Annotated in this window: 9 protein-coding genes and 1 pseudogene; all 10 read left to right on the top strand. The window is 43.4% G+C overall.

What is annotated here, in order from left to right; all coding sequences use genetic code 11:
• Positions 1-121: 121 nt before the first annotated feature.
• A pseudogene (gene adhE, locus G625_RS19010) lies at positions 122-2,722 on the top strand (bifunctional acetaldehyde-CoA/alcohol dehydrogenase); the annotation flags it as partial.
• A gap of 381 nt (positions 2,723-3,103) precedes the next feature.
• Positions 3,104-4,438, top strand: a complete 1,335-nt coding sequence (gene gdhA, locus G625_RS0108345; protein ID WP_029200761.1) for an NADP-specific glutamate dehydrogenase — start codon at positions 3,104-3,106, stop codon at positions 4,436-4,438.
• A gap of 196 nt (positions 4,439-4,634) precedes the next feature.
• Positions 4,635-5,558: a DUF3881 family protein gene (locus tag G625_RS19005; protein ID WP_044932061.1), complete on the top strand. Its 924-nt coding sequence runs from the start codon at positions 4,635-4,637 to the stop codon at positions 5,556-5,558.
• A 267-nt stretch (positions 5,559-5,825) separates the two neighbouring features.
• A complete protein-coding gene (locus tag G625_RS0108335) occupies positions 5,826-6,476 on the top strand; it encodes an amino acid ABC transporter permease (protein ID WP_029200760.1) in 651 nt (216 codons plus the stop codon).
• A 97-nt stretch (positions 6,477-6,573) separates the two neighbouring features.
• Entirely contained in the window at positions 6,574-7,338 is a 765-nt protein-coding gene (locus G625_RS0108330) for an amino acid ABC transporter ATP-binding protein (protein ID WP_029200759.1), read from the top strand.
• Positions 7,339-7,867: 529 nt separating this feature from the next.
• On the top strand, positions 7,868-9,001 hold the full coding sequence (locus G625_RS0108320; protein WP_029200757.1) for a phosphate/phosphite/phosphonate ABC transporter substrate-binding protein: 1,134 nt from the start codon (positions 7,868-7,870) through the stop codon (positions 8,999-9,001).
• A 247-nt stretch (positions 9,002-9,248) separates the two neighbouring features.
• Positions 9,249-10,001, top strand: a complete 753-nt coding sequence (phnC, locus tag G625_RS0108315) for a phosphonate ABC transporter ATP-binding protein (protein ID WP_029200756.1) — start codon at positions 9,249-9,251, stop codon at positions 9,999-10,001.
• On the top strand, positions 9,998-10,819 hold the full coding sequence (gene phnE, locus G625_RS0108310) for a phosphonate ABC transporter, permease protein PhnE (RefSeq protein ID WP_029200755.1): 822 nt from the start codon (positions 9,998-10,000) through the stop codon (positions 10,817-10,819). The genes phnC and phnE (G625_RS0108310) overlap by 4 nt, the downstream gene beginning before the upstream one ends.
• Positions 10,820-10,831: 12 nt before the next feature.
• Complete coding sequence (gene phnE / locus G625_RS0108305) at positions 10,832-11,641, top strand: phosphonate ABC transporter, permease protein PhnE (protein ID WP_029200754.1); 810 nt, start codon at positions 10,832-10,834, stop codon at positions 11,639-11,641.
• A gap of 159 nt (positions 11,642-11,800) precedes the next feature.
• Positions 11,801-13,447: a bifunctional metallophosphatase/5'-nucleotidase gene (locus G625_RS0108300; protein ID WP_029200753.1), complete on the top strand. Its 1,647-nt coding sequence runs from the start codon at positions 11,801-11,803 to the stop codon at positions 13,445-13,447.
• Positions 13,448-13,450: the final 3 nt, after the last annotated feature.

Below are 13,450 nucleotides of genomic sequence, written 5' to 3'. Positions count from 1 at the left end.
AAGGAGAGATTTAGGAAATATACTATGTCCATAGATTGATAAAAAAATAACAAACGCGTCAAAACAGATTCGTGGAATTATTTTTCAGAAACTATTGTTGCCACAGAAAAGAGGAAATCACATGAGTAAAGTAAAAAATCCGGAAGTTGTAAATGACATGGATTCATTGCTTCAGAAGATCCAGGTAGTTCGTGAGGCTCAGGAGAAGTTCGCGACTTACAGTCAGGAGCAGGTTGACAAGATCTTCAATGCAGCAGCTACAGCTGCAAACCAGATGCGTATACAGCTTGCGCAGATGGCTGTAGAAGAGACAGGAATGGGCGTAGTTGAGGATAAGGTTATAAAGAACAACTATGCAGCTGAGTACATCTACAACAAGTATAAGAATGTACAGACCTGCGGAGTCATCGATGAGGATCCTGCATTCGGAACAAAGACAGTTGCAGAGCCTTTGGGACTTATCGCTGCCGTAATCCCTACAACAAACCCTACATCAACAGCTATTTTCAAGACATTGATCTGTCTTAAGACAAGAAACGGTATCATCATAAGCCCCCACCCAAGAGCTAAGAAGTGCACAAGCCTTGCAGCCAAGATCGTACTTGATGCAGCAGTTGCAGCAGGCGCACCTGAGAATATCATCGGATGGATCGACGAGCCGTCACTTGAGATGACATCGGAGATCATGCATGACGCAGACTGCATCCTTGCTACCGGCGGACCGGGAATGGTTAATGCAGCTTACTCATCGGGAACACCGGCTCTCGGCGTTGGTGCAGGAAACAACCCATGTATCATCGATTCTTCAGCTGATATCGAGATGGCAGTTTCCTCTATCCTTCATTCAAAGACCTTTGATAATGGTATGATCTGTGCTTCTGAGCAGTCAATAACAGTTGTTGCAGATGTCTATGACAAGGTTAAGAAGGAGCTGGAGTACAGAGGCGCATACTTCCTTAACAAGGAGGAGCGTGAGAAGGTTGGAAAGACCATCATTATCAACGGCTCACTGAATGCCAAGATCGTTGGACAGCCTGCATGGAAGATTGCCGAGCTTGCGGGAGTAAAGATCCCTCATGACAAGAAGGTCATCATCGGAGAGGTTTCTGACAACACAACGGCAGAGCCATTTGCACACGAGAAGCTTTCACCGGTTCTCGGAATGTATAAGGCAAAGGATTTCGATGCTGCCATTAAGAATGCAGAGCTCCTTCTCATGGATGGAGGTCCCGGACACACAGCATCAATTTTCATCGATCCAAGAGAGACTGAAAAGATACATAAGCACGCAGTTGCAATGCATGCCTGCAGAATACTTCTTAACATGCCGTCTTCACAGGGTGGAATCGGTGATCTCTATAACTTTAAGGTTGCTCCTTCTCTTACACTTGGATGCGGTTCTTACGGCGGAAATTCCGTATCGGAGAACGTTGGTATCAAGCATCTTTTAAATTATAAGACAGTTGCAGAGAGGAGAGAGAATATGCTCTGGTTCAGAACACCTGAGAAGGTTTATTTCAAGAAGGGCTGTATGCCGGTAGCCCTCAGTGAGCTTAAGGAAGTTTACGATAAGAAGAAGGTATTCCTGGTAACAGACTCCTTCCTCGATTCAGCAGGATACATAAAGCCTATTACTGATAAGCTTCATGAGATGGGAATCGATTACAGAGTATTCTCACATGTGCAGCCGGATCCCACACTTGCAAATGCAACGGAGGGCGCTGAGCAGATGGCACGCTACAATCCCGATACCATCATTGCTTTCGGCGGTGGTTCTGCTATGGACGCAGCCAAGATCATGTGGGTACTTTACGAGCATCCTGAAGTAAAGTTCGCTGATATGGCTATGCGCTATATTGATATCCGTAAGAAGATATACCAGTTCCCTAAGATGGGTACAAAGGCTCTGTTCGTAGCTATCCCCACATCTTCAGGAACAGGTTCAGAGGTTACACCATTCGCGGTTATCACAGACCAGGAGACAGGAACAAAGTATCCTATCACCGACTATGAGCTCCTTCCGAACATTGCCATCGTTGATACAGACAACATGATGACACAGCCAAGAGGACTTACAGCTGCATCAGGAATCGACGTACTTGTACATGCTCTTGAGGCATACGCAAGCATGATGGCTTCACCATATACAGACGGTCTCGCACTTCAGGCTATGAAGAGAGTATTTGACTATCTTCCTACAGCCTACAACGAGCCTACAAACATCAAGGCACGTGATGAGATGGCCAATGCTTCCTGCATGGCAGGTATGGCCTTCGCCAATGCTTTCCTTGGAATCTGTCACTCCATGGCACATAAGCTTGGTGCATATCACCACATCCCTCACGGACTTGCAAACGCACTGCTTCTTAATGCCGTAATAAGATATAACGCATCGGAGCAGCCGCCAAAGATGGGAACCTTCCCTCAGTACGAGTATCCACACACACTTAAGAGATACGCTGAGTGTGCACGTTTCGTAGGCATCAACGAGAAGGACGATGCAAAGGCTGTTGAGAAGCTCTGTGAGAAGATCACAGAACTCAAGAAGACGGTTGGTGTAAAGGAAAGAATCCAGGACTATAACGTAACAGAAGAGGATTTCTTAAAGACCCTCGATGAAATGAGTGTCAATGCATTTGACGATCAGTGTACAGGAGCAAATCCCCGTTATCCGATCATTTCAGATCTTAAGGAAATCTACAAGCTCGCATTCTACGGAAAGAAGTATGAGAAGAATGACAAGACACCTGTAGAAATCATGGGCTGCATTAAGGAGTATACAGAGTAATATATAGCGTTATGCTACCTTACTTTGATATTCAATAAATGATGAACCTGTGGCAACAAGTTCATAAAGTGAAGGCTGTGTGAGATCTGTATCTCACACAGTTTTTGTTTTGAATAAAAAGAAGCAGTACCATTTCATAGCAATTAGTTATGCCTGTTATTTTTTGTTTACTGAAAAGTTATAACGTGCTATAGTGATTCATGTAAAGCAAACGATTCGGAGCCAATGGGGGCGCCTTTCAGGAAGTGGGGGCGTGGTCTGTCCCGGCACCGGATTTTTTAGTTTAAGAAGTATTTCCTGAAGGAGGAAAATCTTATGTCTTATGTTGCAGAAGTATACGAAAATTTAAAGGCTAAACATCCAAATGAGCCGGAGTTTCTTGAGGCTGCCAAGAGAATTCTTGATTCTCTGGATCCTATAGTTCAGAAGAACGAAGAGGTATACAGAAAGGATGCTCTCCTTGAGAGATTTGTAGAGCCTGAGAGAATCATCACATTCAGAGTACCCTGGACAGATGATAAGGGTGTAAACCATGTAAATCTTGGCTATAGAGTGCAGTTTAACTCTGCTATCGGACCATACAAGGGAGGTCTTCGTTTCCATCCTTCAGTTACACAGTCAATTCTTAAGTTCCTTGGCTTTGAGCAGATCTTAAAGAACTCTCTTACCGGTCTTCCTATCGGCGGCGGCAAGGGTGGTTCCGACTTCGATCCTCACGGAAAGTCAGAATCAGAGGTTATGCGTTTCTGCCAGAGCTTCATGACAGAGCTTTTCAAGTATATCGGTAAGGATATAGACGTTCCTGCAGGAGATATCGGTGTAGGCGGACGTGAGGTTGGATACCTCTTCGGACAGTACAAGAGACTTACAAACCTCTATGAGGGTGTTCTCACAGGTAAGGGTCTCAGCTTCGGTGGATCCCTTGCAAGACCTGAGGCTACAGGATACGGTCTCGTATATATCACAGACGAGATGGTAAAGGCAGCAGGCAAGTCCCTTAAGGGAGCAACAGTAGTTGTTTCCGGTTCAGGAAACGTTGCGCAGTATGCTATACAGAAGGCAACATCACTTGGTGCAAAGGTTGTTACATGTTCTGATTCTAACGGATACGTTTATGATCCTAACGGAATCAACTTCGATGTTCTCTGCCAGATCAAGCAGGTAGAGAGAGCAAGAATCAGCGAGTATGCTAAGAGAGTTCCGGGTTCTGAGTACCATGAGGGTGAGAGACCTTGGGGCGTTAAGTGCGATATCGCTCTTCCTTGCGCAACACAGAATGAGATCAACGGTGAGGATGCCAAGAAGCTTCTTGCCAACGGATGCTGGGCAGTTGCAGAGGGTGCTAACATGCCATCTGATTCAGATGCCATCGATGCTTACCTTGCAGCAAAGATCCTCTTCATGCCTGCTAAGGCAGCTAATGCCGGCGGCGTTGCAGTTTCAGCTCTTGAGATGTCTCAGAACTCTGAGAGACTCAGCTGGACCTTCGAAGAGGTTGACGGAAAGCTTAAGGATATCATGACAAATATCTACAAGAACGTTGCAGCTGCAGCTAAGAAATATGACAATGAGGGTAATTTCGTAGTTGGTGCCAACATCGCAGGTTTTGAGAAGGTTGCAGACGCAATGCTTGCTCAGGGCTTGGTATAATATCAGGTCTTTCTGACAAAACCGAGATGGCTTGCAATTGACATACGGTTATAGTAATATACGAAAGTCAGGTGTTAAGTACACCTGACTTTCGTTGATTATAAAAAAGGTAACAGTTCAGCCGGTGGACCATGGGGACGGCGGCTGAACTGTTACTAAAAAAGATTATTCAGATTGCAGTCTAAAGGGGTTATAGATGCATAATTTTCTGAAAACAATAGGATTTTCAAAGATACAGACCGATATGCAGCTTGAGCCGCTTTTGGAGCGTGCTGTTAATGACAAGTATCGGACTCTTATCATCAATGGTAATGAGGGTTCTGTCATAGAGCAGTATCAGCTTCCGGTGGCACCTTCCATGGGTATTGCGGTTGTTGGTGAGAGAACTCCCGACGGTGTTTTCCACAGGAATTATTATTTTCCGTATATGAGATCCTATGACGGAACATTGACAGAAGCGGGATCTGCGGAGAGACATCTGGAAAAAGAAACCTATGCAGGGGTACTTGAAGACTTTAAATCGGGAATAACACTTATTTTTTATATTACAAATTCAGTACAGCTCAGAGAACTTCAAAAAATGGAAATGCGCGTCAAAGCAAGACAAGCCTTTCTTACAGGTCTTGCCTGTGAAGGAAAGATCCTTTTGCCCATAGAGAAGAAGGAAGATCCGGAAGCTGTAAAAAGAAAAAGCATTGAGCGCAGAAGTCTGTTTGAGGCTGCAAGGCAGGGAGACCAGGAAGCAATTGATACCCTTACGGAGACGGATATCAATATGTTTAACGAGCTTCATCAGCGTATAGTTACAGAGGATTTGTACAGTATAGTAGAAACAACCTTCATGCCTACAGGTGTGGAGTGTGATATATATTCGATCCTTGGAGAGATAGTTTCTCTCAGAGTAAAGGAGAATGTTTATACCCATGAAAATGTGGTGGATATGAAGATCAGCTGCAATGACTGTATCTTCCATGTTGCCATCAATGAGTCGGATCTGGTGGGTATACCGGCTGTCGGAAGAAGATTTAAAGGAAAAATATGGATGCAGGGCAATCTTGAATTCATTGAGAATGATACGGATGGCCAGGCTGATGACGATAACGCAGATGCTGTGGGATAACTCAACAGCATCTGCTTTTTGATTTATGATCAAAACCATAGGAAACCAGAGGGGACGGTTCTCACCGGAGAGGACCGTCCCTACCGGGGAGGACCGTCCCTACCGGGGAGAATCATCCCTACCGGAGAGAATCATCCGTGCCGGGGAGCATCATCCCTAGGGGTATACAGATATGCTGTTGATTTAACGATTTATCATTGCATTGAGCTAAAGCGTTATGTATAATCAGACAGAAACGGATTATAGGAAATACTCTGGAGGAAAAAAATGGTTCTTTCACAGATAATAATAGAATTACTGAAAGGTCTTGCCGTATCGGTAAGGATTTTTTTGATAACACTTCTTTTCAGTCTTCCGCTGGGACTTGTCATAGCCTTTGGAAGGATGTCGAAGAATAACATTATCAGCAGCATAACAAAGATATATATATCCATAATGAGGGGTACACCTCTTATGCTTCAGCTTTTTGTTGTGTATTACGGACCTTACTATCTCTTTAATATAAAGCTTAGTCCCACATACAGAAATTCTGCTGTTTATATTGGTTTTATAATCAATTACGCTGCCTACTTCGCGGAGATCTACAGATCCGGAATACAGTCAATGCCTGTCGGACAGTACGAGGCTGCCGCACTTCTCGGATACAGCAAATTCCAGACCTTTGTGAGGATCATACTTCCGCAGGTTATTAAACGAATACTTCCGTCTGTTACCAACGAAGTTATAACCCTTGTTAAGGATACCTCCCTGGCATTCTCCATCTCTGTAATGGAAATGTTCACAAAGGCAAAAGCATTGTCCTCAAGCCAGACCTCCATGACACCGCTTATAGTTGCGGGATTGTTTTATTATGTGTTCAATTTCGTAGTGGCATTCCTAATGGATAAGGCAGAAAAGAAACTTGACTACTACAAATAAAAAGCCGGATTTTCTGTGAAAATCTGATTTGCAGCCTCGCCTCTAAAGTAAATTAATTCTATATGGGGCGATGAACTTCAATAACGGAGAAAATAAAATGAATCTTTTGGAAATGAAGCATGTGAAAAAAAGCTTCGGTAATCTGCAGGTGTTAAGAGATATAAGCCTTGAAGTAAAAGATGGTGAAATAGTATCCATCATCGGACCATCCGGTTCAGGAAAGTCCACACTTTTAAGATGTGCAACTCTTTTGGAAACAATGGACTCCGGTACACTAAAGTATGAAGATATCATAGTTGCCGAGAATGATCCTAACGGTAAGTCGGTATATGCTGACAAAAAAACCATAAGAAAAGTAAGTTCTGTATTCGGATTGGTTTTCCAGCAGTTCAATCTGTTTCCCCACTGGAACGTTATGCAGAATGTTACTGACGCGGTAATAAATGTCCAGAAAAAATCAAAAGCCGAAGCTGAGAAGATCGGAATGGAACTTCTGGAAAAGATGGGCTTAAGTGATAAAGCAAATTACTACCCGTTTCAGCTTTCCGGAGGTCAGCAGCAGAGAGTAGCCATAGCAAGAGCTCTTGCCCTTAATCCAAAGGTCCTCTTCTTCGATGAGCCAACCAGTGCCCTTGATCCGGAGCTTACGGGAGAAGTCCTGAAAGTCATCAAATCCCTGAAGGACTTAAAAATCGCCATGGTCATAGTAACCCATGAAATGTCCTTCGCGAGAGACATTTCCGATAAAGTCATCTTCATGTCCGACGGAGTAATCGTTGAACAAGGCTCCGCCGAAGAAGTCTTCAACTCTGAAAACGAACGCATGCAGACCTTCCTCGGCCGCTACAAGGATATACTGTAAAGCTGTCGAATTAATTGTTTAGCACATTGACTGCAAATCGGAATTAACCGGTATGGAGTCATAGTGTTATTACGGAAAGCAAGTGCAATGTGGATAAATCAAAAAAACAGGCTAAATAAAGATGAAATACAGCAGAATTTGAATTTTTTCCACACAAAATGTGGAAAAAATTGCATAATTGTGGACAACAATGTGGACAAATAAAATGTTGCATAAAACATGTGGATAAAATTTGTAAATATATAGAAAATGGAAGAAAATGCAAGGGATGGGTGGCCCGTCACCCGTCCCTTGCATTTTCTGAACCATTTCATAACCACCCACATTTCCATGCCATTTCACAATTTCCCGCATTTCCCTCAATACGTAATCAAAAACTATGGCAAACTTTCAAAATTTATATATAATTGTTGTGTAATGTATTGCCACATTTCAAAACCTTAGATATACTCTTTAAAGTTTTGGAAAGACAGCGGAAACGCTGTGAAAATTCATGCGAAGCTAAACGCTTCAAGCCAGGAGGAGAAGAATGAGAAAATCTATTTCTTTAGTTATGGCTGCTTTGCTTGCGGCATCAGCACTTGTAGGCTGCGGATCAACAACAACCGCACCTGAAGCAACAAAGGCAGCAACAGAGGCAGCACAGGAGACAAACGCTGCAGCAGAGGGAGAGAAGAAGGAAGAAGCTGTAGAAGCACCTGCAGATGCAAAGGACATTGAGGTACTTAATGTAGCATTTGTTCCATCACGTGAGCCGGACGAGATTGTTACAGCTACAGAACCTCTTAAGGAGATGATCAAAAAGGAGATGGCTCCTCTTGGTTACAACATTAAAGATGTTAATATCACAGTAGGAACAAGCTATGAAGCTGTTGGTGAGGGACTTGCTGCCGGAACTATCGATATCGGATTCATCCCCGGCGGAACTTATATCCTTTATGATCAGGATGCAGAGGTTCTTCTTACAGCCACAAGAGACGGACTTTCTATCGACAGTGATAATCCAAAGGACTGGAATGATCAGAAGCCTACAGAGGGTGTTGATAAGCAGGTAACCTTCTACCGTGCACTTATGATCGCAGGTCCTTCAGATAACGGTAAGGCTGTTGCAGAGAAGGTTAACAACGGAGAAGAGCTTACATGGGAAGACATTGACGGTCTTAACTGGGGTGTAATGGGACCTACATCTTCAGCAGGTTACATTTATCCGGCACTTTGGATTCAGAAGAAATTTGGAAAGAATATCACAGATCTCTCACATGCTGTAGAGTGTGATTCATATGGTACAGCTTTCGCACGTCTTGCTCAGGGTCAGATCGATGTTCTTTGCACATATGCTGATGCTCGTCGTGACTATGTTGAGAAGTGGAATGATGAGTATGCAATGGAGAATTCAATCTGGGATGATACAAATGTTATCGGTGTCACAGAGGGAATCTACAATGATACAATCTCAGGTTCAAGAGTATCAGACGTTATGATGGATGAAGATTTCAAGGCTGCTTTCAAGAAGGCTATGATCAACATCGGAAACACAGATGAAGGTAAGGCGGTCATCGCAATCTATACCCATAAGGGTTATGTAGAGGCTAATGACTCTGACTACGATTCTGCTCGTGATGCTCAGAATCTTATCAAGGAACTTCGTCTTGGTCAGAACTGATAGAAGCGGTACACGTTAACAATTCGGAAAGTCCGCAGAATGCTTGCATTCATGCGGACTTTCTTTCTATGTTGAATAAAGTACCGGGGAATATTTACCATTAGCAGGACATAATGAAAAAATCAATGACCTACTAATTATTTAATATTTTTTATCCGATATTAGATGTGAGTGCTTAACGAGTTAAACATTCACATGGAACATTGGGTTAAATTAATCATTTATATAACAGGAAAAGGAAATAACCATGATTAAGTTTGAGGATGTAGGAAAAAGATATCCAAATGGCTATGAAGGTCTGAAGCATATCGATCTCGAAATAGAACAGGGAGAATTTGTAGCCATCATCGGTTTGTCGGGAGCCGGTAAGTCAACATTGATCCGAACCATAAACCGTATGCATGATGTAACCAGCGGAAAGCTCACTGTGGATGGAACCGATGTTATGAGCCTTTCGGGAAAGAGCCTTCGTCGTTTCAGAAGAAAGGTAGGAATGATATTCCAGTCCTTCAATCTTATTACACGTACCACGGTTATCAATAATGTACTTACTGCATTCGTTCCTGATATGCCCTGGTATCGTTCTGTTTTCGGAATATATAATCAGGAAGAAAAGATGAAAGCCCTGGAGGCTCTTGATAAGGTTGGAATCCTTGATAAGGCATTTGTCCGCGCGGATCAGCTTTCCGGAGGACAGCAGCAGAGAGTTGCCCTTGCCAGGACCCTTGCCCAGAATCCCGAGATAATCCTTGCGGATGAGCCGGTTGCCGCCCTTGATCCGGTAACCGCAAAGCAGGTCATGAATGATTTTACACGTATCAATAAGGAAATGAATATAAGTATCCTTATCAATATCCACCATGTGGACCTGGCTCTTAAGTACTGTTCAAGAGTTATAGGTATCAATGCCGGAGAAATCGTTTATGACGGACCCGCAGTAGAGGTTGATAAAGAAGTCCTCAATAAGATCTACAAGGGAGGACGGGAGGAACACGAATGAGTATATATGATAAGATCTTCCCGCCTAAGAAGTACACTCTGGATAATGGAAAATCTGTTGAACAGAAGAGCTCCAGAGCTCCCATTTATGTTATCCTCGTACTTCTTATGAGTTATATTTCCATAAAGATAACAGGCTTTGATCCGGCTGTTCTTGCCAAAAGAGGCAATCAGTTTTTTGTTATCTTAAGCCGTATGTTTCCACCTGAATACGGATACTTCAGCAACATAGTTAATCCGATCCTGGATACAGTTAAGATGTCTCTTCTCGGATCAGCACTGGGTTCCATATTATGTCTGCCCTTTGCAATGCTGGCATCCACCAACATTTGCAAAAACCGTGCAGTTGTTGCGGTTATGCGACTTATTTTCAGTATCATTCGTACACTGCCTACACTTGTAAGTGCTCTTATAGCAACATTTATATTCGGTCTCGGAACCATAGCCGGAACCACAGCTATTGCTATATTCTCATTTTCCTATATCGGAAAGATCATGTATGAGGAGATTGAGACTGTGGATATGGGAGCTTTTGAGGCTATGGAGGCCATGGGATTTAACAGGACAGAAGCTTTTATACATGCCATAGTTCCACAGGTAATGCCGGCATTCCTTTCAAACAGCCTTTACAATTTTGAAGGAAATGTTCGTTACGCTGCCGTACTCGGTTATGTCGGAGCCGGTGGTATCGGTCTCATTCTCAATGAGCAGCTTGGATGGAGAGAGTATCCAAATGTCGGAATGATCCTCCTGGTGCTTTTTGTGACTGTGTTTATCATCGAGTCTGTAAGCCGCTATGCGCGAAAGAAGCTTGTTTAAGGAGGTGCTCGTATGAATGAAAGAATTTTAAAAGCATATGAGAGCCGTCCCAAGGACTGGATCTGGCACCTTGCTATCGCAGTTATCGTTATAGGACTTCTTATATGGAGTCTTGGTGCTATGGAAACCTCAGGCGCCAGTGCAAATGGCGGAAAAATGGCCATTAACATACTGAATGGTATAGTTCACCCGGATCAAAAGCTTTTGTTCAATCTCACAAAGGAAGGCGTTCTGTACCTTCTTTTGGAGACTATCTGTATCGCCTTTATGGGAACAGTTGTGGGTGCGATCTTTTCGATCCCCCTGGCATTTTTATCAGCCAGCAATCTGACACCAAAGCCGGTTGCATTTATCGGACGTATCCTCATCATGATCATACGTACAGTGCCTGCCTTCGTATATGGACTTATGTTCATCAGAGTTACAGGTCCCGGTCCCTTTGCGGGTCTTATGACAATGTCTGTGACCTCCATAGGTATGGTTTCCAAGATGTATATCGAAGCCATCGAGGATCTGGACACAAAAATCCTGGAGTCACTGGATGCCATGGGCTGTTCAACCTGGCAGAAGATACTTTACGGTATCCTTCCGCAGCTTATGCCGAACTTTGCTTCAACGGCTATCTATCGTTTTGACATTAACCTGAGAGATGCAACCGTTCTTGGTCTTGTTGGTGCCGGTGGTATCGGTGCACCGCTTATTTTTGCCATGAATGCATATCGCTGGAATGAAGCGGGTTCCATATTGATCGGTCTTGTGGTGCTGGTTCTTATCGTAGAGTGGATCAGTACGAAGATCCGTGTTAAGTTAACAAGAGGTTAATAAAGATGGGCGGAGAGTTTTCTCCGCCTTTTACTGACTTATGATGCGAAGATAAATATCTTATGTGATATCCGGATCGGCTCTTATGCCTTCCGGCTATGCCGTATAGGAAACTATCCATTTGTCACATGTATAGATAATGTTTTTGGAGAATTGTAAATGAAAAGCTTTGAGATTTATTTTACTTCCGATACTCATGGAAAGGTCATGCCGGTGGACTATGCAACAGGCAGTAAAAAAGACTGTGGACTTTTAAATGTCGCCCGGGATATACAGAAAAGAAATGCTGAAGTATCCATCGAAAATGGCAGTTTGTTGACTAATGCGCCGGAAACATACAGAACCGTAAGCATTGAGGAAAACAAAAGGTTTTTTAAAGAAACGGAAGTAACTGTTGAAAAAGAGATACTGGTAATGGACGGAGGAGACAGTCTTCAGGGAACTCCGCTTATAACAAACTATCTGGAGAATCCACAGAAGTTTTCCTGCCATCCTGTGGCTGAGGCTTTTAACGCCATGGGGCTTGATTTTTACACCCTGGGAAATCACGATTTTAATTTCGGCTACAATGTTATACGTGATTATGCTAATGTCATGAAGGGAACACTTCTTATAGCCAATTTAGAGGATCTCCGCGGGGAGATAAGATATAAAAGATTTGTTATATGTACTCTTCCAAACGGTCTGAGACTTGGTATCACAGGCGTTGTTACAGATTATGTTAATGTATGGGAGCAGCCGGAACACCTGACAGAGCTCAGGGTTACGGATTCATTTGAGGCCGCTTCAAAGGTTTATGAGGAGATGAAAGAGGCAGGCTGTGACATTACCATACTGATATATCATGGCGGCTATGAGGAAGATCTGGTAACCGGAGCGAGTCTTACTGACAGCAGAGAGAATATAGCCTGTGAGCTGTGTAAGAAGCTTTATTACGACCTGATACTTACAGGACACCAGCATATGTCTGTTCCGGGACTCGACCTTTACGGAACCTGGAGTGTCCAGCCTTCTGCCAATGCTGAGGAGTTTATATATCTTAAGGCTGACTATGATGAAGACGGAAAAACAGAGTTTTCGTCAAAACTTCTGAAGACAGGTTCAGAAACAGATGAGGCCGTTAAGGAAAAGTTAATGCCTTTGGAGGAAAGCACTGAAAAGTGGCTGGATCAGACAGTCGGAGAGTTTGACAAAGAGATAAAGCCGGAAAATAAACTTGAGATCGCTCTTCGCGGAAGTAAGGTTGCGGCTCTTTTTAATCAGGTACAGATGGAATCGGTTGAGTGTGATTTTTCCTGCACAAGTCTCGGAAACAGTGAAATAGGCTTTAAGAAGAGTGTAAGTATAAGGGATATTTACGCGGCATATACATTTGCCAATACCTCGGTGGTGAAGGAAGTTACAGTGGATATCCTTAAGGAAGCACTGGAAAGATGCGCACAGTATCTGGAGCTCGATGAAGAAGGAAAGCCATACATTTCGGATGTTTTTATGAAACCGAAGATCGAGCATTACAATTATGATTTTTATGCGGGGCTTGACTATGCTTTTGACCTGAGAAAGCCTGTGGGCAGCAGGGTTGTACGTTTAAGGAAGCTTGACGGAACAGAGCTTGAAGAAGGAAAAAAATACCGTCTTGTGACTTCAAACTACAGAGCCACCGGAACCGGAGGATATGAGATGATCGGTAACGCCAAGGCGGTGTATGAGGATGCCGATAATGTTCAGGATCTTCTGGTGGAGTATATAAGGAAACATCCGAAACTCACTGTTCCTGACAACTACAGGTTTATGGTACTGTACTAAAAA

This window comes from Oribacterium sp. NK2B42, from assembly GCF_000424445.1.
In the GTDB taxonomy this organism is placed as follows: Bacteria; Bacillota; Clostridia; order Lachnospirales; family Lachnospiraceae; genus Oribacterium.
The sequence above is the reverse complement of the archived record's forward strand: the minus strand, read 5'-3'. Positions and strand labels throughout refer to the sequence as shown.